At 38.8% G+C, this 25121-nt stretch carries 20 protein-coding genes; 7 read left to right on the top strand and 13 right to left on the bottom strand.

The window, feature by feature from the left end; genetic code table 11:
• Positions 1-37: 37 nt before the first annotated feature.
• The 7 genes from rodA to PVK62_RS15320 form a co-directional block, all read right to left on the bottom strand.
• Complete coding sequence (rodA, locus tag PVK62_RS15350) at positions 38-1117, bottom strand: rod shape-determining protein RodA (RefSeq protein WP_274444823.1); 1080 nt, start codon at positions 1115-1117, stop codon at positions 38-40.
• 239 nt (positions 1118-1356) lie between these two features.
• A complete protein-coding gene (locus tag PVK62_RS15345; protein WP_274444822.1) occupies positions 1357-3066 on the bottom strand; it encodes an RluA family pseudouridine synthase in 1710 nt (569 codons plus the stop codon).
• Position 3067: 1 nt separating this feature from the next.
• A complete protein-coding gene (locus PVK62_RS15340; RefSeq protein ID WP_274444821.1) occupies positions 3068-4786 on the bottom strand; it encodes an RluA family pseudouridine synthase in 1719 nt (572 codons plus the stop codon).
• A gap of 137 nt (positions 4787-4923) precedes the next feature.
• Entirely contained in the window at positions 4924-5160 is a 237-nt protein-coding gene (locus PVK62_RS15335; protein WP_274444820.1) for an RNA recognition motif domain-containing protein, read from the bottom strand.
• 171 nt (positions 5161-5331) lie between these two features.
• Positions 5332-6270 carry a porin gene (locus tag PVK62_RS15330; protein ID WP_274444818.1) on the bottom strand — a complete coding sequence of 313 codons (939 nt, stop codon included), beginning with the start codon at positions 6268-6270 and terminating at the stop codon, positions 5332-5334.
• Between the two features lie 181 nt (positions 6271-6451).
• Positions 6452-7315, bottom strand: coding sequence for a (2Fe-2S)-binding protein (locus PVK62_RS15325; RefSeq protein ID WP_274444817.1), 864 nt, complete (start codon positions 7313-7315; stop codon positions 6452-6454).
• Positions 7316-7346: 31 nt separating this feature from the next.
• On the bottom strand, positions 7347-8450 hold the full coding sequence (locus PVK62_RS15320; protein ID WP_274444816.1) for an anhydro-N-acetylmuramic acid kinase: 1104 nt from the start codon (positions 8448-8450) through the stop codon (positions 7347-7349).
• 172 nt (positions 8451-8622) lie between these two features.
• Between PVK62_RS15320 and nagZ the strand changes: the two genes are divergently transcribed.
• The gene (nagZ, locus tag PVK62_RS15315) at positions 8623-9618 is read left to right on the top strand and encodes a beta-N-acetylhexosaminidase (RefSeq protein WP_274444815.1); all 996 of its coding nucleotides are present in this window, start codon (positions 8623-8625) and stop codon (positions 9616-9618) included.
• A 72-nt stretch (positions 9619-9690) separates the two neighbouring features.
• Here nagZ and PVK62_RS15310 read toward each other — a convergent pair whose 3' ends face one another.
• Positions 9691-11478, bottom strand: a complete 1788-nt coding sequence (locus tag PVK62_RS15310; RefSeq protein ID WP_274444813.1) for a hypothetical protein — start codon at positions 11476-11478, stop codon at positions 9691-9693.
• Positions 11479-11763: 285 nt separating this feature from the next.
• Here PVK62_RS15310 and treR point away from each other — a divergent pair, with 285 nt between their 5' ends.
• The 3 genes from treR (at position 11764) to treC (ending at position 16040) form a co-directional block, all read left to right on the top strand.
• Entirely contained in the window at positions 11764-12708 is a 945-nt protein-coding gene (gene treR / locus PVK62_RS15305; RefSeq protein WP_274444812.1) for a trehalose operon repressor TreR, read from the top strand.
• A gap of 148 nt (positions 12709-12856) precedes the next feature.
• Positions 12857-14281 (top strand): PTS trehalose transporter subunit IIBC, encoded by a 1425-nt coding sequence (treB, locus tag PVK62_RS15300; protein ID WP_274444811.1) that lies wholly within the window; start codon positions 12857-12859, stop codon positions 14279-14281.
• A gap of 88 nt (positions 14282-14369) precedes the next feature.
• Positions 14370-16040, top strand: a complete 1671-nt coding sequence (treC, locus tag PVK62_RS15295; protein ID WP_274444810.1) for an alpha,alpha-phosphotrehalase — start codon at positions 14370-14372, stop codon at positions 16038-16040.
• 92 nt (positions 16041-16132) lie between these two features.
• On the opposite strand, the gene pyk is transcribed toward treC, so the two are convergent.
• Both pyk and queE read right to left on the bottom strand, forming a co-directional pair.
• Positions 16133-17578: a pyruvate kinase gene (gene pyk, locus PVK62_RS15290; RefSeq protein ID WP_274444809.1), complete on the bottom strand. Its 1446-nt coding sequence runs from the start codon at positions 17576-17578 to the stop codon at positions 16133-16135.
• Between the two features lie 105 nt (positions 17579-17683).
• Positions 17684-18364, bottom strand: a complete 681-nt coding sequence (queE, locus tag PVK62_RS15285) for a 7-carboxy-7-deazaguanine synthase QueE (protein ID WP_274444807.1) — start codon at positions 18362-18364, stop codon at positions 17684-17686.
• Positions 18365-18547: 183 nt separating this feature from the next.
• Here queE and mlc point away from each other — a divergent pair, with 183 nt between their 5' ends.
• Positions 18548-19762 (top strand): sugar metabolism global transcriptional regulator Mlc, encoded by a 1215-nt coding sequence (mlc, locus tag PVK62_RS15280; RefSeq protein WP_274444805.1) that lies wholly within the window; start codon positions 18548-18550, stop codon positions 19760-19762.
• 65 nt (positions 19763-19827) lie between these two features.
• Here the strand turns inward: mlc and ltaE are convergent, their stop codons facing one another.
• On the bottom strand, positions 19828-20835 hold the full coding sequence (gene ltaE / locus PVK62_RS15275; RefSeq protein ID WP_274444804.1) for a low-specificity L-threonine aldolase: 1008 nt from the start codon (positions 20833-20835) through the stop codon (positions 19828-19830).
• A gap of 336 nt (positions 20836-21171) precedes the next feature.
• Between ltaE and PVK62_RS15270 the strand changes: the two genes are divergently transcribed.
• Complete coding sequence (locus PVK62_RS15270) at positions 21172-22821, top strand: ATPase RavA domain-containing protein (protein WP_274444803.1); 1650 nt, start codon at positions 21172-21174, stop codon at positions 22819-22821.
• A gap of 33 nt (positions 22822-22854) precedes the next feature.
• Positions 22855-24303, top strand: a complete 1449-nt coding sequence (gene viaA, locus PVK62_RS15265; protein ID WP_274444802.1) for an ATPase RavA stimulator ViaA — start codon at positions 22855-22857, stop codon at positions 24301-24303.
• 5 nt (positions 24304-24308) lie between these two features.
• Here viaA and PVK62_RS15260 read toward each other — a convergent pair whose 3' ends face one another.
• Both PVK62_RS15260 and PVK62_RS15255 read right to left on the bottom strand, forming a co-directional pair.
• Positions 24309-24554, bottom strand: a complete 246-nt coding sequence (locus tag PVK62_RS15260; protein ID WP_122033561.1) for a DUF2960 domain-containing protein — start codon at positions 24552-24554, stop codon at positions 24309-24311.
• A gap of 44 nt (positions 24555-24598) precedes the next feature.
• Entirely contained in the window at positions 24599-25036 is a 438-nt protein-coding gene (locus PVK62_RS15255) for a DUF3069 domain-containing protein (protein ID WP_274444800.1), read from the bottom strand.
• Positions 25037-25121 lie beyond the last annotated feature (85 nt).

Here is a 25121-nt window from a genome sequence, read left to right as displayed (position 1 = left end):
CGACACTATAGGTGATATTTTTATAAACTTATGATTATTAAGGTTTATATACTTTACTTAGACAAAGAGACATAATAATACCAAAACAGATCCCTTGGGTAATCATGGCTGTACCACCATAACTAAAAAAGGGTAATGGACTGCCCATAACAGGTAATAGCCCAGTTACCATTCCTATATTGATAAAAGCATACATAAAGAAACTAAGAGCAAAAGTAGTACTGACTAAACGATTAAATGAAGATTCACATTGGTAAGCAAGCCAAATTACCCGACCGGTAATAAACAGATATAGCCCAAGTAAAATCAAACAACCGAAAAACCCCCATTCTTCAGCATAAGTTGAAAAAATAAAGTCAGTATGGCTTTCTGGAATGAATCCTAATTGTCCTTGTGTGGCATTTGTCCAGCCTTTACCACGCATTCCACCAGAACCAACGGCAATTAATGATTGAATAATTTGGTATCCAGCCCCAAGGGGATCTGATTCGGGATCAAGAAATTGAGTAACGCGTTTTTTCTGATAAGCAGCCATCACAAAGATCCATAACATTGGAACGATAACGGCAATCCCACCGAGAAAAGAGCCAATAATTTTCCAGCTCATTCCTGCAAAATAGAGCACAAATAATGCGTAAATAATAGTGAATATAGCACCATCAAGATCGGGTTGGATGAATATCAAACGAGCAGGAATAGCGGTGACCAGTAAGCAGATGATAATTTTCTTCATATCAGGGCGGCCAGCTTCTGCTACTAGTATCCATGCAACCATAAGAGGGATGGCAACTTTAACCAGTTCTGAAGGCTGAAATCGAATTGGACCAATAGCCAACCAGCGTTGAGAGCCATTGGTACTGTCGCCTGCAACGATAACACCAAGCAGTAGAATAACGGACAATACAAATAGATATGGTGTTATTCGTTCATAGGTTCGTGGTGGAATAGCAGACATTACTACAATACAACCAATAGCAATGAAAGCTCGAATAAGATGTCGCTCTAACATAGGTTCACTGAAACCACTGGCACTCCATACAGTGAGTGAGCCAAGTAAAATGAGTAATGAAATAGCAATCAGCAATGGGTAATCAATTCGAGGTGCGTACTTAAACATAGTTAATCATTCATTATAAAACAGATAGACAAGCGAGAGCTCATAACATTGAGCGATAAATTGGGCAGAGAAAAGTGCTTGATTAAGGGCTATTCATCATCGGGCGACGTGACCGAGTGATTTATAAGATGACGAAAAATAACTCTTTTACAAAAAAAAGCAATCTTTACTTGATGAATAAGATAAAAAACTGGCACGACCTCGTGCCAGTTGACTATTTTGAGCTATTTATAAAACAATTAAAATTCAGCCTCGACTTCAAATTCCATCTCGCTGCCAGTGATAGGGTGACGAAATTTTAAATATCCTGCGTGTAAATGCAGTCTACTTGCTTTAAAGCCATATATATCATCGCCCACAATCGGGGTATTTAATCCTGCTTGATGTGAACAATGCACTCGAAGTTGGTGAGTGCGGCCCGTTTTAGGGTATAGATGAACTTTAGTTCGATTATTTTTACGCTCAATAACTTGGTAAGATGTTTCTGCACTTCTACCGTCACTATGGCAAACCATTTGACGAGGTCTATCTTCCATATCCCCGCGTAATGGTAGCGTAATTAAACCACTGTCATTGCTGATATTACCTTCAAGTAGAGCGGTATAGCGTTTTTCTACTGTGCGCTCAATAAACTGCTTTTGTACCTGTTTATTGGTTTCTGGCGTTAAGGTTAATACGAGTAAGCCAGAGGTCGACATATCTAAGCGATGAACAATTAAAGGCCCTGTAGCGGTAGGGTTGCGCGCTTGAATTCGAGTATAGACAGAATCAGTAATAAACTTACCGGGTACCGATAAAAACTCAACAGGCTTATTAACAACGACCATGACATCATCTTCATAAACGATCTCTAACTCTTTTCCATAAGAGGGCGTTTGTTCTAATGGGCTATCATCAACATAAATACCATCAAGCATGTGTTCGATGATTTCAAAACATTTGCTTTGACATACGGGATAGCGGTTTTTGTGTTGGCGAACTTGCTCATACGGTGCAGAACCCCACCAAAATTCACCTAATGTTATTGGTGTATAGCCTAATGTAAAAGCCGCTTGCAGTAGCTTAGGTAAGTTTTGCTCACTTGAGTAAGGGATTGGATCTTGAGTCTGTGTAGTCGAATTATTTTGATTAAATAGCTCAAACAGACTCTTTGATACACCAGCTTGATTAAGAAATAGAGTCGCTTTTAATGCATCATCTTTTACTTTTTGGCGTAATTTTTTATGCTGGTGTTTAACTACGTTAAGCGCTTCAAGGCATTCATTGTGCTGCGTGGTTAATTCAGTAATAGTCTGCTGCCATTGCTGTTTTAACTGCTTTAAATCTCGTTTTTCACGACTGCTTTGATTTCCAAGAAGCGTAATTAAGGCGCTTAATTCATCTTGAGATAATGGTGATTCAGAGCCTGATTCAGCATGAGAGCGACGCAGTTTTCGTTCTTTTTTTGCTGCCGCCATTGCTTGCTGAAACGCTGAAATTTCTTGTTCTGATTGAGCCGTACTTGCGGCTAGGTTCTCTTTTAATGCGACAAAATCAGGCGCGTTTTCTAATCGGATAATCTCTGCTTCAAGGGTTTTGATTTCGTTTTCTTGGTTAGAAAATAGATTATGGTGCGCTTGGTTATTAAAAATAGCATTAACAAAAAAATCAGGCGCTTGACTGAGACTTTCTTCACTGTCTGAAAGCGTGCCAGCAAAAGAGGAGAGATAACCAAGTTCACCTTGTTGATTTTTGACGACGAGAACGGCAAACATTTTACCTTGAGTGCTAAAGTCATGGGACCATGTTTTTTGATTATCCAAATAGTGCTGTAGCTCTTCCATTGCAAGTGAGGCCAATGGATGTGGGACGTAGAAATAAGGAAAGGTAAAACGCTCAGGCAGAGCAATAGTATCGATCTGACCAGAAAATCGTGTAAATTTTGAAGATGCTATGTTGTGTGGTTGCATATTAAAACTCCGCCTCAATATCAAATTCCATTGGCTCTTTAGTCATTGGATGAGTCAGAGATAAATAACCAGCGTGTAGGTGTAATCGGTTCGCTTTCTTACCATATAAGTCATCACCTGTAATTGGCATGTTTAAGCCTAAATGATGAGCGCAGTGAACTCGTAATTGATGAGTACGTCCAGTTTTTGGGTACAGATAAACTTTAGTTTTATCTTTTATGCGCTTAATGACTTGATACGTTGTCTCTGCTGGTTTTCCATGCTCAAAGCAGACTAACTGACGAGGGCGATCATATAGATCCCCACGCAATGGCAGTGTGATCATGCCTTTATCTTGTGCCAATACACCATCAATTAAGGCGGTGTAACGCTTCTCGATGGTGCGATTGATAAACTGTTTCTGTAATCGTTTATGTGCTTTTTTGGTTAGCCCCAATATCATTAATCCAGAGGTCGCCATATCTAAGCGATGAACGATCAACCCTCCGGTTGCATTAGGGAAACGTTGTTGAATGCGTGTATACACTGAGTCTTGTATATTCTTACCGGGTACTGATAGAAAGTCAGCGGGTTTATTGATGACAAGCATGAACTCATCCTCATAAACGATCTCAATGTCTTTGCCTTCTGCTGGGTTTATCAGTAATGGGTTTTCATCCATTTCAATCCCCTCAAGCATATGGCCTAAAATTGGCTGACATTTACTTTGACAAGAAGCATAGAACTTTTTATGTTGGCGTATTTCAGATTTTGGAGCAACACCCCACCAAAACTCAGCTAATGCTAACGGTTTTAAACCATGAGCAAAGGCGTATTGTAATAATTTAGGTGCAGCACATTCACCTGATCCTGCTGGGGGAGTATGGTTTGGCGTGTCTTTGAAAATATCATTGAGATCTTTTTCTACACCATGGGTATTTAAGAATTTATATTGCTGAAATAGCTTCTTTTGCAATGCATTAGATAGATTTTTGCGCGCTGTTTTTAATTGCGATAATTCGCTATTGATCTCATCTAATTGATGTTGAATACGGCTAACTTTATCGTCCCAAAAGATCTTAAGATCTCTTAATGTATTTTTCTCTTGGATACTTTCTTTACCCAATTGTATCTTTAGTTGCTCTAGCGTATCGATTGATTCTTGAGAGCCATCTTTAGCGTTGATTTCTGCTTCTGCACGTTGTTCTTTACGTGACTTTCGCCCTTCAATCATCACTTGGCGTTGGGCTTCTAATTGCTCTTGTGAAGCGATAGTCTCTGCTTTTACTGATGTGGTTAAATCAGCAAGTAATGGATTCATCTGCTGCTGTTTGATGATTGCATTTATCTCAGTGATCTCTGCTAACTCTGCTTTAAAAAATCCGTCTTCTTCTAACATATCAAAGACCGGAGGAACAAAGTGGGGAAGATGATTGCTGTCAGCCACTTTTCCCGAAAACGCAGATAAGAACCCGATCTCGCCTGATGAATGTTGAACGAGTAATACACCAAACATCTTACCAATGGCTTTTTCGTTGTTGCCTGCGGTCGATAATTGATTCTCTAAACCAAAGTTATGCTGCCATTCAGTTTGGTTCTCTAAGTAACGCTGTAACTGTTTTGCAGCTAATTCACATAACGGATGCGGTTCATAATAAAATGGAAAAGTGAATCGCTCAGGCAAAGTGTGGTTGTCAATTGGATGAGAAAAAGAGGTAAAACACAGATCAGACGTAGGCATAATGATATCTATATTAGCAGGGATGAAATAGGGGGATATTGCAGAATGATGCGCATAAAGATAAGTGATTCAAAAATAGGTTGAGACCGCTGATTTTTGAATCACCCGAATGCGTTTGGTTTACAGAAGTAAGTGGCTTATTCTGCAGCTTTTACACGAATTTTGTCTTTACCAAACTTTTTACCGTCTTCTGCTGCAATAGCGGCTAACGCTTCTTCTTCTACTAGCATTTCAACAAAGCCAAAGCCCTTTGATTCACCAGTAATTTCGTCGATTACTAACTTACAGTATTTGAATGAACCGTGTACTTGGAACATTTCACGCAGTTGGAATTCAGACATAGTACGAGGAAGATTGCGAACAAGTAATTTCATGAGTAACCATATAATAGTAGTGATTTAAGGGTACGTTATAACAGATCTTGATACTTTACCCAAGTACTCTGTCTCTTTAAGAAAAGAAAATCCGAAACCATGCAGTAATGGTTTCGGATTTGTATTTAGCCCTCCACCCAGAGCGCTAAAATTTTGGTGCATTAAGCTGGATTAGAAATCGTAACGTAGGCCAAACTGAAGTTGGTCATCTAGGTTATCAATCTGCTCAAACTTGTAGCCTGCATAGGTACGAAAGCTTTTGTTTAATTTGTAAATGGCTTCAATGGCAACATTGTTTGCTGTGTCATTGCTGTCAATTTCTTGGAAGTTATAAACGCCTTGGAAAACCCATTGGTCAAGTTTATAAGCTGCGGCAAGTTCATAGCCAGTGGCATCAAGTTTATCGACTTCACCTGTTGTAAATAAGCCAGACACCATAAAGGCATTAAGTGTGTAGCGAACCGCTAAGTTGATTTGTTCAGCATCTACTTTTGTTACGCCATCTGGTGATTGTTCACCAGAGGTATAGCCAAGACCAAAATCTAAGCCCATTGGTAATGCATACATACCTGAAATACCAAAGCTATCGTTTTTCTTTTCGTTACTAGCAATGTAGTTTGCTTGAATGGTTAGTGCATCAAACTCACCAGAGTACAAAAAGTTATTCTCACGTTTGTCTTTGTTGCCTGTTGTTAAATCAGCGGCATCACCACCGAATGTAGCTAAAATATCAGTGTAATCGGTGATCATTACTTGCGCTGAATCTTGTTGACCATATGAGAAGTTACCAATATTTGTGCTTAAACCTGCGAATAAGTAACGCGTATTTACAGTATTGTTTTTACCACTGCCAATCTCGACTTCATAGGTACCAAATGCTCCTAAGCTATCGTTAATTTTAGTTTTGCCTTTTAAATTAATACGAGCACGACTTTTGTCTTCAAATGAACTATCTGCTACGGTTTGATTATTATCAGAGATATTTGCACGAGCTTCGGCTCTGCCACCCACTTTTAGTTGAGTGTCATCTTGATCGTAAATCGTTGCTGCTAAAAGAGGGGCTGATACAAAAGAAGATAAAATAGCTGTCGATAGTAGTAATTTTTTCATTAGATCCCATACCTTTAAATTAACCAAAACAGTCCGTTTAGGTTTAGTTATTTGCTTGGGTTCTAAGATAAAATTTATATATGAAAGATTAATGTCAGTTTTGTTTAATATTTGTAAAAGTAATATGTCAGCAGGGTGACAAACACATTACTCTTGATAGGCTTATTAATTGGTTTGCCGTTTAAGGAATACGCTTAATGTTCTTTTTATGACGCTCTTCTTCATTTAATAACTGGCAGGTAGCGCAGTTCTTCTTGCCATCTATTTTGTATTTCATGCAACAGGTTTCACGTTGGACATAAAGAATTGCCTGATGTTTATTTTCTGCTACTCGTATATGAGCAAGGTTTTTGCCAATTTCTGGCATTACGCTATTGAGCCATTGCTGTGCTTGTGGCGCAAGTTGATTTGCTAGATCAGAAGATAATCCATTTTCAGTCAAGCGCATGAAAAAGACGCTGACAGCCAGTGAAACGGCTCCCCAAAATGGTTTGTGTTTCAGTCTTTCTTGTTCAAATAGCACACTTAGCCCACCACCTATCTGCTGTAATAAATGGCTAAATGCGTCATCAAGTTTCTCTTGGCTCTTTACGACGGTTGCTTGAGGTGAAGATGCCAAAGGATCGGTTGCAAGGCAAATAAAAGGGCATGCGTTATTAATTTTTAGTGATTTTATTTTTTCGCCATTGGGGGTTGAAATGAAAATATCGTTAAACTGAATAATAGGAACGCGATTAAAGCGTAAACGTAGCGCGACTAGGCTGGTAAAAAATTGGTTATTAAATGATTTTAGCCACATGGAAGCTGAAACGTTCGTATTGACGTCGTTTTTTTTGCCAAATAACTCAATCGCGTTAGATAAGTTGGCTGGTAACCACTGATTTAATGGTAAGTGCTTATCATCCAGCTGTTCTTTATTGATTGCTTTGAGTTTGAAGTTATCATCAGCATCGTTTAACCAGGCCAATTGCTCTTTTAAAGAGTGGCAAGAATCAGGTGATTTTTTGCTGCGCCATAATGGCGTTAATTGTTCTGCAATATGCATATGAGCTACTTTAAATTATTATTATTTCTATTTAAGATGCCGGGTAGATTACACCTAAACTTGCATAACGAGAAGCGCCCGTCACATCCGGTTCGTTGCTTGGTAAATCATGAATTCGTTGATGTGCTAACCATGCAAACGCCATTGCTTCCATATTGTCACTATCTACATTGTAGTCGTTAGTGGTAACAACTGCCCATTTTGGTAAATGGAATTGCAGTCTTTCCATTAGATATTGGTTATGAGCACCACCCCCGCAAACGAGCAGTTTTGCACACTCTCCAACATGGAATTTTAGAACCTGATCGACAATCGTAGCTACGGTGAACTCCAATAACGTTGCTTGCACATCCTGTGGTAGATAAGGGGTATTTTCAATATATTGAGAAAACCAATCTAAGTTGAATAGCTCACGCCCGGTACTTTTTGGATAAGGGCGAGCAAAATAGCTATGCTGCTTTAGGTTTATCAAAAGTTCATCAATTACGGATCCACTACGAGCCCATGCGCCATCTTTATCATAGCTTACTTGTTGGTGCTTGGTGATCCATGCATCCATTAACATGTTACCCGGGCCTGTGTCATAACCGATAACAGGGGAGTCTTTCTGTAAAATAGAAATATTAGAGATGCCACCAATGTTTAAAATAACGTGTGTACTTTCTGGCTTACCAAATAAGGTGTGGTGGAAAGCGGGTACTAATGGTGCGCCTTGTCCGCCTAGTGCCATGTCTTTACGGCGAAAATCAGCAACGGTATTAATTTCTGTTTTAGCCGCGATGATATTGCTATCACCAAGTTGCATCGTAAAAGGATATTGTGCGTCAGGCGAATGAAAAACCGTTTGTCCATGGTTACCAATGGCTGTGATATCTTCTGGTTTAAGATTGAGTGTATGAAGAAGATGGAGTGTCGCATCCGCAAATAAGTGACCTAAACGATGGTCGATTTCTCCAATCACTTTTAGGTTAGTTTGCTGCCCAGTACAAACCGCCAGTAAATCTGCTTTTAGTTGAGGATCCAGTGGGAAATCGGCATGACCAAGTAGGTTGATTTTTGTGCCATTTGTCTCAACGACAACCGCATCGACCCCGTCTAAACTGGTTCCTGACATTAAGCCTATGTATTTTTCCATGTGGATACTCCATAACTACGGATTAATTAACGAGTTTATTGTGCCATAAAGTGTTGAGATAATATCTATGTTACTCACACAATTGACACAAAATTTCCATAGATAAGATGTTAAAATGAGAAAGGGCGTGATACTTTAAGCCTATAAAAATTAAGACGATTTGGAGAACGTTATGGGTCCGTTATGGCTAGATGTTGAAGGGTACGAAATAGATGCAGAAGAGCGCGAGTTGCTTCAACATCCAACAGTGGGTGGATTAATTCTTTTCGCTCGAAATTATCATGATCCAAAGCAATTAGCAGCATTAACCGCTTCTATTCGTAAAGCGGCAGGGCGCCCAATTCTAATTGGTGTTGACCAAGAAGGCGGCCGAGTTCAGCGTTTTAGAGATGAATTTACGCTTATTCCACCTGCGCAAGCGTATGCTGAAATGGATAATGGCCTTGAGTTAGCGAAAACGGCAGGCTGGTTATTGTGTTCAGAGCTCGTTGCTCATGACATCGACCTTACGTTTGCGCCTGTATTAGATAATGGCTTTGATTGTAAAGCGATTGGTAACCGTGCATTTGGTGATGACATTAATACTATCGTTAAATACAGCACCGCTTTTATGAAAGGCATGAAATCGGCGGGCACTTCTACGACAGGGAAACATTTCCCTGGGCACGGTGGTGTGATCGCGGATTCCCATTTAGAAACCCCTTATGATCACCGTGACAATATTTTTGAATTGGATATGGCGATTTTTAAAGCACAAATAGAAGCGGGTATTTTAGATGCGATGATGCCAGCACATGTTATCTACCCTGAGTATGATGCATCACCTGCGAGTGGGTCTTCTTATTGGTTGCAAGACGTATTGCGTAAACAGCTTAACTTTAACGGCTTGGTGTTCTCTGATGATTTGAGCATGGAAGGTGCCACAATCATGGGTGGGCCTGCAGAGCGCTCTCAGCAAGCATTAGATGCAGGTTGTGATATGGTGTTGATGTGCAACAATCGAAAATCAGCCGTCGAAGTATTAGATAACTTAGCTATTCAAACGGTAGAAAAAGCTAATTCACTATTAAAAACACAACACTTTGATAGAAAAACGTTATTAAACAGTAAGGAATGGAAAGCGGCGAATGAGATCGTTACCCGCGCTTATGATCGCTGGAAGAAGTGATCACTTGAGTAATGAGTAGCTTTTAGAGATAAATAAAAACGCACAAGGTTTATACTTGTGCGTTTATTTTATTTATTGAAGTTTAAGTAGCGATGTTCTCTTTATGTCGCTTCCGTCATAAGCATTTTGTAATGTAAAAATATGACCATTATTGGATTCAAAAACAAAAAATGGCCACTCTGTGTAATTTACCCCATCTATCATAGAGGTTTTTTCTTCATAGCGTGTGATTTCTGCATTATTTGATTTTCGTAGTTGTCTGATCATATTAAATGGGTATTCTTCAATAACCCATAGATAAGCGCCTGTATCAAAAAGGTGCTTTAATTCAGCGGTTTCATCTAAGCCAACACCGTTTACATATTCTTGTAATGGAAGTTGCCCTACGTGAGTCATATCCATAAACTCAAAGTCAGAGATGAAAAAATAATCTCCTGTTTGTGAATAATAATAATGTCCAGTCCGGTCAAACCAAAAATCATCACCATGATCATAAGTACCATGATAACTATCTGATTTTGGTTGCTCATCCCAACGTTCTGAATCTAATATGACTTTTGAAAATGAGCGAGGGCTTGAGTTTATATCTTGTGTATACAAAGCTTCACCATTTGGAGTTACTTTTAATATTGGCCCGCCATAAAACTCGCTTGAATTACTGGTTTCAATATCACCAGTATTAATGTTTATTCGCTCTAAAGCTTGCCAATTATATCCACTATCTATCGTATAAACGTAGTCTCCTTTTACTGCAATATTTGATTGGCTGGAATTTGAGTTTAAAAGTTTTTGGAAAGAGGTGGATGGACTTGCTTTATTATAATCTATAATAAAAACACCATAATATTGACTAACTGCAATTCGGCCTTGTTTTTCACTGTGATCAACGGATAGGTTTTTAGGATAGCTTGTAAGTGCAAATTTTTCAGTTGTATTACTGCTTATGTCATAAACGTAGATGGCATTTTCAGGGGATACTGATGTCATAACTAAAACATCTAACCCTTGTATATATTCAGCTTCATTAACTGTGAAATCAAATGCAAGAGGATCATTTATGGCAATTGATTCGTCACCACTAGCAATAGGAGAGTTAACTTTATAGGTCATTGGAACAAGTAGTGGGCTTCCTTTGATAGGGTAGGCACATTCGTCATCATAACAAGCATTGACCATAAAGCTTTTACTATGTGTACCAACTGATAGGTTACCTGGTAACTTTAAACCTAGAGCAAGATCGAAGAAATACCCAGCTCGTTGTGTGACATTAAATTTATTAATTAAGTCGCTATCATTTCCCCGATTTAAGATAACTGAGTTGCTATTACTGCCAGTAATTGAAATTTCTTTTGAGGTGAAGTTATCGGTGATATTAGTATCGTCATAATTGTATTCTCGATTTATTGTAGGTTCTGCACTTACCATACTAATTTCATCGTCTAAGCTTACGTTATAATTGATGGTGGCATTAATTGGAGAACCAGACACTTGTTCATTACAATATTCATCATAGCAAAAATTGATAGAGACATTATGTGTTGATTGTCCATCACCAACAGCGTAACCAGGAATAAAATCAACCTCAAGATTACCTGTGCTGTCTGAGGTGATATTCATATAAATTGATTGGATAGCGATACTGTCATAAAACGCACCAAAATAGAGGTTTTTTGAGGTCGTTCCTTTTGAGTTTACAGGTATAATTACTCGTGTTGATTCTGTCGCATTACCCTGTACGCTAACATGTGGTGAAGAGCTAAATACGTGTAAACTTCCGCCATTACTTCCACCACCACTATCGCTATCTCCACCACAACCAGCAAGAAGGGCTGCAATAGAAAGAGTTAAAATTTTATACATATACACCTCTATTTTTGGTTGAGTATTTTGAAGTAATATCACGTTATTTAATGATTTCAATATTAAATTATTAAACTCTCGGTGAAGTTAGATGTTGAAATTAATAACCTTCGATTGGCTTCAAACTTAATATCAATAGGGATGTAATATTACAAAAATCTAATAAATATTTTCGTTATATAAGAAAATGTAAATTAGATACTTGTAGGTAAGTATTTTCAGTTTAGAATTTTAATAGATAAGCTATAATCGCACTTTGAATTTTACTTATTGGATACTTAATATATGACGAAAAAATTGACGATTCTTGATATAGCTAAAATGGCTGGTGTTGGAAAATCGACGGTTTCTCGTGTATTAACCAATGATCCAAAAGTGAAACCAGAAACTCGCTTCAAAGTAGAACAGATAATCAAAGAGTCTGGGTTTACTCCCTCTAAATCCGCTCAGAGTATGCGTGGTGGCAGTCAAAAAGTAATAGGGATCATCACATCTCGTCTTGATTCACCTTCAGAAAATAAAGCCATTAGCGGCATTTTAGAGATTATTTATCAGCAAGGTTATGATGCCGTGATCATGGAGAGCCAGTTTGATACTCAAAAAACCAATGAGCACTTAGAAGTATTAAGAAAACGCAGCGTGGATGGTGTCATTTTATTTGGTTTTACAGACTGTGATATGGCTGAAATTGAGCGTTGGAATGAGCGAATTATTGTGATCGCAATGGACACGGATAAGGTGAGCTCAATTAATTACGATAATCATGGCGTTATCAGACAAGCGTTACATTACCTTTCTGAACTACACTTAACAAATATTGCGTATGTCGGTGTTGATCCTAGCGATAAAACAACGGGTAAATTACGTTTGGATGCTTATCTTGAATGGTGCCAAGAGTATGATATTTCTCCTAATTTTGCCACGGGACAGTTAGATCACAACAGTGCTTATGCGTTAGTTGATTCTGTTCTTGATGATGAAATTCAAGCCATTGTTTGTGCTAGTGATACGTTAGCTCTAGGGGTTGCTAAGCGCCTCCAAGAGTTACAACGTAATGATGTTCAGATCACTGGTGTTGGTGGTAATGAGCTACTTTCATTTCTATTCCCCAACATTATTAGTATTAATCCAGGCTATCAATATGCAGGGGAGAGCGCCGCCAAACAGCTTTTACAACAATTAGAATCCAGTGCAAGTATTGCACATCTAACCCAGCCTTTATCTCTTTAATATTGTCTAAAAAACACGCGTTATTGTGATCTGATTCACCTTATGGGATTGTTCCCATTTATTTTTTGTTTCATCTTTGTCATTATACTTAAAACGAAATGGGAACATTCCCATGAGTGTGAGAATAACAATCAACGTGGACAAAGGTATGAGTAAAATAGAGAGAAAGGACGTACAACGTTTGATCGAACTGATCGGGGGATCAGAAAATATCGCTAGCGTAAGTCATTGTTTGACTCGCTTACGTTTTGTATTAAATAACACCAAAGGTGCTGATGTAAAAGCGATTGAAAAAATCCCAATGGTAAAAGGGTGTTTTACCAACGCTGGGCAATTTCAAGTCGTCATTGGGACTGAAGTTGATGAAGTATTTAAGATATTGAATGAACTTTCAGGCGATAAAGGTGAGTCAAAAGAGGATGCAAAACTCGCAGCTCGTCAAAATATGAATATTTTAGAGCGGGGGATCTCGCATCTTGCTGAAATATTTGTTCCATTACTGCCTGCTATTATCACTGGTGGTTTGATCCTAGGTTTTAGAAACGTCATTGGCGATCTAAAAATGTTTGATGGTCAAACCTTAGTTGAAATTAGCCAGTTTTGGGCAACCGTTCATTCATTCTTATGGTTGATTGGTGAAGCTATATTCTTCTTCTTGCCTGTTGGCGTGTGTTGGTCAACGGTGAAAAAGTTAGGCGGGACGCCAATTTTAGGTATTACATTAGGGGTGACTTTAGTATCACCGCAATTGATGAATGCTTATCTGATTGGTAAAGAAGTACCTGAAGTGTGGGATTTTGGCCTGTTTGTTATCGAGAAGGTCGGTTATCAAGCTCAAGTTATTCCTGCAATGCTAGCAGGGGTTGCTCTGGCCTTTATTGAAACAAATTTAAAGCGCATCGTTCCTTCTTATCTATATCTTGTTGTTGTGCCTTTTGTTTCAATTATCGTTTCTGTCATTTTAGCTCACGCTTTTATCGGTCCATTTGGTCGAGTGCTTGGTGATGGGGTAGCGATGGCTGCTAAAGCGGCTATGACTGGAGATTTTGCTATTGTTGGGTCTGTGATCTTTGGTTTCTTCTATGCACCATTAGTTATTACAGGTATTCACCATACAACCAATGCAGTTGACTTACAGTTGATGCAAGAGTTAGGCGGCACACCTATTTGGCCATTAATTGCATTATCAAACATTGCTCAGGCGTCTGCTGTTGTTGGGATTATCATTATCAGTAAGAAAAGTGGCGAGCGTGACATTTCAGTGCCTGCCGCGATTTCAGCTTACCTTGGTGTGACAGAGCCTGCGATGTACGGGATTAACTTAAAATATAAATTTCCAATGTTAAGCGCAATGATTGGTTCTGCTATTGCAGCGGCTATTTGTGGTGGGGCCGGTGTGATGGCAAACGGCATTGGTGTTGGTGGTTTACCCGGTATTCTTTCTATACAACCACAATATTGGGGCATTTATGGTATTGCCATGCTAGTCGCGATTTTTGTTCCCGCAATATTGACACTTGCGATGTATAAACGCGCACAGGCGAAAGATCAGCTAGCTGTGTCAGCGGTATAAACAGTAACAAACAAATATGAAATAACACCTCTGAATGATGTGAATATGAACAGAGGTGTTCTCTTTTTTAGTGGTTGAGAGAATAAACATGACAAATTCAGAATGGTGGCGTACAGCGACTATCTATCAAATTTACCCAAAAAGTTTTTGTGACAGTAGCGATAAAGGTACTGGTGATATTCAAGGTATTATTTCTAAGTTAGATTACCTTAAAAAATTGGGTGTCGATGCGATTTGGCTAACACCTATTTATCAATCTCCAATGATCGATAATGGGTATGACATCGCTGATTATTATTCGATTAACCCTAGTTTTGGCACCATGACTGACTTTGATAATCTACTGGAAGAAGCAAAGTCGCGTGGTATTCGTATTATTATGGATATAGTTGTTAACCACACCTCAACAGAGCATCATTGGTTTCAGTCTGCGCTTGGTAATAAAGAAAGTGAATATCGTGATTATTACATTTGGAAAGATCCTGTTGATGGCAAAGAACCGACAAATTGGCAATCAAAGTTTGGTGGTAATGCATGGGCGTTAGATGACGCGACAAATCAGTACTATTTACATTTATTCGCTAAAGAACAAGCGGATTTAAATTGGGAAAATCCCAAAGTTCGTCAAGAAGTAAAAGACATTATTAGCTTTTGGGCTGAGAAAGGAGTTGATGGCTTCCGCTTAGATGTTATCAATCTTATTTCAAAGCCACATGAATTTACTAATGATAAAAGTGGCGATGGGCGACGCTTTTATACCGATGGTCCTAAAGTACATCAATATCTACAAGAGATCAGCGACGCCGTTTTTCAAAAGTATGGCTCGGTTACCGTAGGTGAAATGTCATCAACCACGTTAGAGCATTGTCAGCAGTACTCATCTCAAGGTGGTAAAGAATTATCAATGGTATTTAATTTTCATCATCTAAAAGCTGATTACAAAAATGGGGAAAAGTGGACTAAAGCCCGGTTTGATTTTTTATCGTTAAAGTCGATCTTCAATCATTGGCAAACTGGCTTAAATGGCAAAGGCTGGGGGGCTTTATTCTGGTGTAATCATGATCAACCAAGAGTGGTGAGTCGTTTAGGTAATGACAAAGAATATCGTGAATTATCCGCTAAAATGCTCGCCTCTTCAGTGCATATGATGCAAGGAACACCGTATATTTATCAAGGCGAAGAGATCGGAATGACTAACCCACATTATACGTCTATAGGTCAATATCGAGATCTTGAAAGTACCAATATGTTCGACATTATGGTCAATCAAGAAAAATCAGTATCCGAAGCTGAAATGTTGGAGATCTTAGATCAAAAGTCTCGTGATAACTCACGAACACCGATGCAATGGAATAGCGCTAGCCATGCAGGTTTTACTCAAGGTACACCGTGGTTATCTGTGGCTAACAATTACCCACAAGTGAATGCAGAATCCGCATTGGAAAATCAAGAGTCGGTATTTTATTTTTATAAAAAACTCATTCAACTGCGTAAAGATATTGATGTGATTACCACTGGGGATTATGTCGATTTGATGCCAGAGCATAAAGAGCTGTTCTGCTATCAACGTGAAAATGAAACCCATCGATTAATTGCCGCTCATAACTTTTATGACAATGAAGTAGGGTTATATCTTGATGTTCAAGGACAAAGCACAGAGTATATTTTGAGTAATTATGGAGATATGAAGGCGGAGAAACCACAGTCGAGTATGGTTCTTAGACCTTATGAATGCAGAGTGATTCTTATTGAAAAATAATATAAATCTGAGTAATTATAAAAAATAGAACACATAAAAAAGCCTCGTAAATCAATTTGATCTACGAGGCTTTTGGTTTAAATATCGATTAATTACTCAACCGTAATGATACGCATACAGTTAGTAGAACCAACGATATCCATTACATCACCTTGAGTAATGATAACTTGGTCGCCAGAACTCAATAAGCCTTTTTCTTTTAGCGTATTGATTGCTGCGTACGTTGATGGAAGACCTGAGTCAGCGTTTTCATCAAAGAATACTGGCGTTACACCACGGAAAAGAGCCGCACGGTTTAGTGTGCTTTCGTTACGAGATAAAGCAAAGATTGGTAAACCAGAGCTTAGACGTGACATCATTAGTGGAGTACGACCAGACTCAGTAAGCGTGATCATCGCCGTGATGCCTTCCATGTGGTTTGCAGCGTACATAGTAGACATTGCAATCGTTTCTTCAGGGGTAGTGAAGCGACGATCTAAACGGTGGTTAGATACGTTTACCGTTGGAACTTTTTCAGCACCAATACATACACTTGCCATAGACATTACTGTCTCAACAGGGAAGTCACCAGCGGCTGTTTCAGCAGAAAGCATTACCGCATCCGAGCCATCAAGTACGGCGTTAGCAACATCCATAACTTCAGCACGTGTTGGCATTGGGCTTGTGATCATTGATTCCATCATTTGTGTTGCAGTAATAACCGTGCGGTTAAGACTACGAGCACGACGGATAAGTTGCTTTTGAACACCAACTAGCTCAGGATCGCCAATTTCAACACCTAGGTCACCACGAGCAACCATTACCACGTCAGAAGCCATGATGATGTCATCCATTGCTTCTTCTGTCGCTACTGTTTCAGCACGCTCAACTTTAGCAACTAATTTTGCTTCAAGACCCGCTTCACGAGCCAGACGACGAGCATAATTCATGTCTTCGCCATTACGTGGGAAAGAAACCGCTAGGTAATCAACTTTCATTGCCGCAGCAGTGATGATGTCCGCTTTGTCTTTTTCAGTCAGTGCGTCAGCAGAAAGACCGCCACCTTGTTTGTTGATGCCTTTGTTGTTTGATAAAGGACCAGCAACGGTTACTTCAGTGTGAACCTTGTTACCTTCAACAGAAGTTACTTTAAGTTGAACACGACCGTCATCAAGAAGCAGTACATCACCAGCAACAACGTCTTGTGGAAGTTCTTTATAATCTAGACCCACAGAGTCTTGATTGCCTTCGCCTTTAGGTAAATCGCTATCTAGTGTGAATTTATCACCAATAGCTAATTGGATTTTACCGTCTTTAAAAGTAGATACACGAATTTTAGGGCCTTGAAGGTCACCAAGAATAGCAACGTGAGTACCAAGTTTTGCCGCGATTTCACGTACTTTCTTAGTACGCATGATGTGGTCTTCTGGGCTACCGTGTGAAAAGTTCATACGAACAACGTTTGCACCAGCGGCAATGATTTTTTCTAGGTTATTATCACGATCAGTTGCAGGGCCAAGAGTGGTAACAATTTTTGTTCTACGTAGTCTGTTAGACATATTATCTCCAAGAGGGATGTTATTGTGTTTATTCCATGATCGAGTAAACATATATCGAGAATGATGACAATTCCATGATTCATACAAGGAAATTGTAAAAAAGCATTACGCAATCGCTAAATATTTGTGCGTTTGTATAGAAAGTCGCCAGTTTCGGTTGATGCAAGTTTCAATACAAAGTTCGGTTGCTCGTGGTTTTTGACTAATTGGTTGTAATGCAATGGTGACATCATCAAGCAGTTTTACACCGTCTAAGAGTATTTCTAATTGCTCGATGTCTTTATGGGTACCAACAGGGTGTTTAATTTCGTTTGCACGCATTAAGGCTTCTTCTAAAACAGGAAGTTTACCTTTCATATTAATTTTTGGTGATACGGTTACCCATGTATGTTTTGATGTGAGAACAGGGTAAGTACCACTGGTTTCGATCTGGCAACGGTAACCATGCTGTTCTAATTCTTCAGTCAATGGCGTTAAATCATACATGCATGGTTCACCACCTGTGATAACCATGTGCTTGGCTGTGTAGCCTTGTTCTTTAAGCATGTTAATAATTTGAGTGCTAGTGAGCTCTGTCCAGCTAGGGTTATCTTCCGTTTTCGCTAAAATAGTGGCTAAATCAGTTTGGTCGCTGAGCTCTACATCCCATGTCTGTTTGGTATCACACCAAGAGCAACCTACAGGGCAGCCCTGTAATCGTAGGAAAATAGAAGGAACTCCGGTAAATGTACCTTCACCTTGAATGGTTTCGAATAGCTCATTAATCTTAAATGTTGACGATGACATAATTATTTTACTCAAATAAAAAACTACAAAATTTGGTGATTGAAATACGTGTTAAAGTCGCATTTTCAGTAAATATTTCATGTTCTTCGTGATAGACGTCACGTAGGTTAACACTTGGACTTCACAATTTGTTCGCAAAGTAAAAAAATGATATGCGATGATATTTATTTACTGGAGAGAAGCATGTACGTGGCCCAACCCGGACACATTGATCATTTAAAACAAGTAAATGCTGGACGGGTGTATAAGTTAATTGATCAACTTGGCCCTATCTCTCGGATCGACCTTTCTAAAAAAAGTAATTTAGCGCCTGCCAGTATTACAAAAATAACACGTGAATTAATTGATGCACACCTTATCAAAGAAACGCAAGTACAAGAAGCAAATAGTCGTGGTAGACCTGCAATTGGGCTTGAAGTAGATAACAACGGTTGGCATTTTTTATCGCTACGTTTAGGCAGAGGGTACTTAACGATTGCATTGCATGAGTTAGGGGGCGAGCAGCTCATTGAAGAAAGGCAAACTATTCAAGAAATAGAGCAAGATGAGTTACTTGCTAAATTATTGGTTGAGATTGAACTGTTTTTTCAAAAATATTCTAAAGTGCTTGGAAGGATCACGAGTATTGCCATTTCATTACCAGGTTTAGTGATTTCAACACAAGGCCTTGTTATTCAAATGCCTCATTATAACGTTGATAACTTGCCTCTAGGACCAAAAATATACGAAGCAACGGGGCTTCCTGTTTTTGTTGGTAATGACACGCGTAGTTGGGCATTGGCAGAGAAACTATTTGGTAACTCTCAAGAGCACGAGAACTCAATATTGGTATCAATTCACCATGGTGTTGGTGCTGGTATCATTATGAATGGTGAAGTTTTACAAGGCAGAACGGGCAATATTGGTGAGATGGGGCATATCAAAATCAATAAATTGGGTGCTCGTTGTCATTGTGGTAATTCAGGTTGCCTAGAAACAGTAGCCAGTGCTAAATCGTTACGTGATCAGGTTCAAAAGCTAATTAATGATGGGCATCAGACATCCTTAACAGATAAAGAGATAACAATAGAAAATATTTGTCTTGCGGCTAATGCAGGAGATATGTTGGCAAAACAAGTAATTACAGAGCTTGGTCATAACCTTGGTGAAGCCATTGCGATCATGGTTAATCTATTTAATCCTGAAATTGTATTAATTGGGGGAGAAATTAACCTCTCAAAAGAACTGCTTTATCCAGTGATTATGGATGCAATTCAAAACCAAGTATTACCACTGTATGCCAAAGACACTAAATTAGTTGAAAGTCGTTTTTATACCCAAGCAACAATGCCGGGTGCAGCGTTAGTGAAACAAGCGATGTGTGATGGTTCGTTGTTAATGAGGGTGATTGAAGGGTAATATTTACCCTCTTTTATTCTAAAAAATAGCAGCTGAAGTGAGCTGCTATTTTTATTTGTAGGCAATTAGACTTCGCGTTTTAGAAACTCAATTAAAGTATCAATGTTTTCTTTTGAAACGTCTTTATGAGTAACAAATCGAATAGGGTTACTTGCAGACAGTAAGATATCTTGCTCTTTCGCTTTTTGTACAACATCATGAATATCGATTTGACTGTCTAAACGAGCAAAGACGATATTGGTCTGTATATGCTTAACATTAACGTTGAAACCAGCGACTGTATTCAGTTGTTCTGCTAAATACAGAGCGTTGCTATGGTCAATGGCTAGCTGTGGTACTTGTTCTGTCAGTGCCAGTTTTGCTGCAGCCCCTAAAATACCCGCTTGTCTCATTCCACCACCGAGCATTTTTCTAATGCGGCGTGCTTTTTGGATATATTCTGCAGTACCTAATAATAAAGAGCCAACAGGGGCTGATAATCCTTTTGATAAACAAATTGTCATGCTGTCAAAATGCTGAGCGATCTCTTTAATATCAACATTAAGGGCAACTGCTGCGTTATAAACTCGTGCGCCATCAAGATGAAGTTGTAAGTTGTGTTTATTTACAAACTCACGCGCTTGTGCCAGATAAGAAAGAGGTAAAACCTTACCATTAATTGTGTTTTCTAAACTCAGCAACTTGGTTCTGGCAAAATGAAAATCATCCGGTTTAATGGCAGCTTCAAGTTTACTAAAGCAAAGTGAACCATCAGGATTATTTTCAACAGGTTGAGGTTGAATTGAACCCAACACCGCAGCACCGCCCGCTTCGTACTTATAGTTATGCGCTTGTTGGCCACATAAATACTCATCACCACGTTCACAATGTGCCATTAAGCCAAGTAGGTTAGCCTGAGTACCTGATGAAGTGAAAAGCGCCGCTTCAAAACCGTGTCGCTCTGCTGCCCATGCCTCTAAGTTATTAATGGTAGGATCATCACCATACACATCATCGCCCACTGGGGCATTCGCCATGGCATCACGCATGGCTTGAGTTGGTCTTGTTACGGTATCCGAGCGAAAATCAATCATGTTTACTTCCTTGCATTGGCGCATTATATATTTTCAGATGAATACAGAATGGCACTGTTATTATTATGTTTCACTTTAGAGCAACGATAACATAGTGCCTATAGATGTGAAAATAATGAGAATGAGATCTTTCTATTTATTTAATTTAAGAGAGTTAAACTCTGTATCGTATTTAATAAACACGCTGGAGCGAATTACTTAAAATGACCAATTACGATTAAATAGCCAGTTTATTTGATTGTTTATCAGCCAATTACACTAAAGGGCTACTAGGTAGCGATTAAAAATTACATTATACTCAAGAGAAGTGTGATATCTGAAATGTAAGGGAGTGTAATGCAAGGTAACTCAATAAGAACCAGTGCAGAACGAGCGTTGTTATCAGAACGTATTCAAAAACTGACAACCGCGCTATCTGATGGTGTATATGAACGAGAAGATACAATGAGGTTGTGTCTGCTTGCGGCACTCTCTGGTGAAAGTGTATTCTTGCTTGGTCCTCCAGGTATCGCTAAAAGCTTAATAGCGAAACGATTAATTAAAGCCTTTGATAATAGTAGCTATTTTGAATATTTAATGACAAGGTTCTCGACACCAGAAGAGGTCTTTGGACCATTATCAATTCAAGAGCTTAAAGACAATGGCAAATACGTTCGATTGACTCAAGGGTATTTACCTACAGCTCAAGTTGTCTTCTTAGATGAAATTTGGAAAGCGGGTCCTGCTATTCTTAATACCTTGCTAACTGTGGTTAATGAAAAAACCTTTAAAAATGGCAATGAAATCCTTCCAGTGCCAATGCGCCTTCTTATTTCTGCCTCAAATGAATTACCGGATGAAGACAGTGGCTTAGACGCCTTATATGATCGAATGTTAGTTCGCATATTTGTTAATCGTATCCAAGATAAAAACAATTTTAAATCCATGCTGATGACGGGCACGATCCAAGAAACTGAAATCGACCCAACATTAGTCGTTACAGATGCAGAATACCATCAGTGGCAAAAAGAGTTTGATGGACTTCTTCTATCAGAAGAAGTATTTGAAAAACTGTTTGAGCTAAAAACCATGCTTGAGAAACATAATGCGTCTTATGATGATTCATTATATGTTTCAGATCGCCGTTGGAAAAAATCCGTTAAATTACTTAAAGCCTCTGCATTTTTTAGTGGTCGTGATGAAATTAATCCAATGGATTTACTGTTACTTCAAGATTGTTTATGGACAACCCCTGAAAACCGCGAGCAAGTAAGAGAAAGTATTCGAACCTTTGCTTCAGACAAAGCGTTTGACCAAAAAAATGTATCGATGAACATAGAGATGATTCAAGCCGATATCGCAGAGATGGAAGTGCAAGTTCTTGTTGAACAAGGCATTGCTTTTCATATTGAATCTGGCGGTAATCGTTTAATTAAAAAAGAAAGCTTTGAGTTTGATTTAAATAAAGGGAAACGTTACAGCGTTGGTCATACCAATCAATTGGTGAAGTTTATTATGCTGCAATCAAATATGTCTGTTTCTGAAAGTGAAAAAGGGGACAGCCGTTGGGTATACGTTAACCCTGAAGAGCTGGCTAAACAGATGAAGGAAGGTAGAGCAACGGTATATGGTTATGTAAATCAGAATCAAAACTTGTGCAGTTTAACGTTTGAATTGGATGCTGACTCCAGATTAGTAATCAAAGATATCGCAAATCGTTCTGTTCTTGTTGGTATGGTCGGTCATAATGATCCTACACAGATCCAGTTTGATGAGTGGACAAAAAAGATCGCACATAATCAACGTCAATTGGATGAAGCAGAGCACCAGTTAAGAAAAAGTCGTGCACAATTTCATGCGGCACTGCCTCATCATTTTATCGAAGAGAGCTTGCCATCTGTGATTGAAAATAGCTTGCATCTTTTGGGTCAGCGTATTGAAAACTGTAAAATTCAGTTTGATGGAGCAAGTCGTCGAATGTTGAAATTTAGTGATTACTATTCTTAGATGTATGGTGTGTCTTAGTATGCGAGGAGATTTATGTTAGGTGTAGATGCATTAAACTTAGTAGTAATGGTTGCCGAATCAGGGATGATAGACTCCTCAATTACTGAGATTTTATCAAGACCGCAATTCTTAACGGCGGCTAAATCTAACCCTAATATAAAACCCACCCTTAAAAATCATATCTTAAAATGGCGTGGTAAAGTGAAACACAAGATGACAAAAGTGTGTGAAACTGAGCGTATACAAGAAGAGCTGGGTTTATATCAAGAGGTAATACATTGGAGTGAAGATGAGTTCTATCAAAAGATAGAAGAAGTGGTTGTTAAACTAGAATGGCACTCTTCATTTTATATTGAAGCCAGTAAATTGGTAAAAAATAACAAAGGGTTATTTAATCCAATGTTCCCTCGTTTTTTTTGCGAACGCTGGTATGAAAGCCTTTCAGATGCGATAAAAAAAGCACAATTAACGGAGCTTAAAGAGGATAAAGAAAAGCTGTTAGCCGATTTATATCAACGAATTGAAACATTGAAAACAATGGAATCAGTTTCAGCGGAAGGTGATGAAGCACAGATAGGCAAATTATGGGACATGGCATCGGCAAGACTGACTAAGTCAAATGTTGATATCATGAAGCTTCATGCTCGTTTTCTTAAGAAAAATAAAGGCCTACAAGAGATAGCTGCAAAGCTGGGTCGCATGGCTAATGAAGCTCAAGATCATGACCGTTCACAAGCCGTTGCAGAAGAAGTCAAAGTGGTGGAAGAGAAAAGTGACTTTGTAACCGATGACATCGTAGGCATACAAGAAGGCGATGATCTCAGTCGATTATTGCCAAATGAAACGCTATTCTTATCTCATCCAGAACTTGAAGTGATTTTTTATCAGCACTTAGTCGATAAACGCTTAATGAATTATCGTATGGAAGGAGCTGACAGAAAATTGCGTAAAGTCACGGCTCAATCAAGAGCATCAAATAACGCTTTAATTGAGAAAGGGCCATTTGTTATCTGTGTTGATGCATCAGGCTCCATGAGTGGCTTTCCTGAGCAGTGTGCGAAGGCTCTTGCTTATGGGTTAATGCAAATAGCATTGGCAGAAGAACGAGATTGTTATGTTATTTTGTTTTCAACTCAACAAATCACCTATGAGCTATCAAAACAAGATGGACTTAAAGAGGTTGCAGACTTTTTATCGTATAGATTTCATGGCGGAACGGATTTAGAACCGGTGTTAGAGCAATCAATTGAGCTTATGCACGGGGATAAATATAAAAATGCTGATTTAGTTGTATTATCAGACTTTATAGCACCAACGCAATCGGAACATATCGATGCGATGGTAGGGGACTTAAAACAGTGTCAGAATCGTTTTCATGCGGTGTGTTTATCTAAATATGGAAATCCAGCATTAATGGCGATGTTTGACCATACTTGGTCTTATCATCCATCAATGCTAGGTAGATTAACGCAAATCAGATAATTGCGTTATTCTCCATCTCTCACAAAGCGGACTTTACTAAAACCTAATTTAGTAAAGTAGCTGTGACGGAAATCCTTTACTGCACCAGGGTTACTTGATGCCATTTCCACTTGCTTAAGCATGGTATCAAATTTTGAGATATCAATGCCTTCCGCTGCCGCAGCGGCTTCAAATGGGCCGTGAAATTCACGGAACGAAAAAGGGATCTCTTTCGTTTCTGATTTATAAGTGTAACGAACAGTACGAGCCATTATAATTCCTCGAAAAAAGGTGGCTTGGCCACCTTTAACATCAATTACTTCTTAAAGATGTCAGCAAGTTCACGTCTCATGATTGGATCACGACGTGCTTTTTTAATTTGCTTAGTAAGATCTTTCACACAGTTATGAAGAACTTGGTCAAGAAGCTGAGAGCGGTATTCCGCTTTAGCGTCGTCGTCCATGCTTTCAGGAAGTTCAATCGTTTCGAACTCAGCCATGAAATCATAACCAGCGTAGCTTTGGCTTAAAGAAACTAATGCGTGGAATTGTTCAAAGTTATCTAAAACTTGTTGCGCACTTCTTGGCATTTCATCCCAAGATTCACGAACCGCAATTTCTGCAACTTCATGAACAGAAACAAGCATGTGCCACATTTCTTCAGGAACGCTTTCAAACTCAATTACTTTTTTAAGTTCTGGAGAGATAGTTGCTAAATCAATAGCTTCTTTTTTTGTATTTTCAACTTCAGACATGGGCATTTCTCGTCATATAAAAATGAAATGGTAACCAGACCACAAGAAATGTCAATTCTATTCATAACAGTAAAGGGAAATTGAT

Origin of the sequence: Aliivibrio sp. S3MY1 (genome assembly GCF_028765575.1) — a bacterium.
In the GTDB taxonomy this organism is placed as follows: domain Bacteria; phylum Pseudomonadota; class Gammaproteobacteria; order Enterobacterales; family Vibrionaceae; genus Aliivibrio.
The sequence above is the reverse complement of the archived record's forward strand: the minus strand, read 5'-3'. Positions and strand labels throughout refer to the sequence as shown.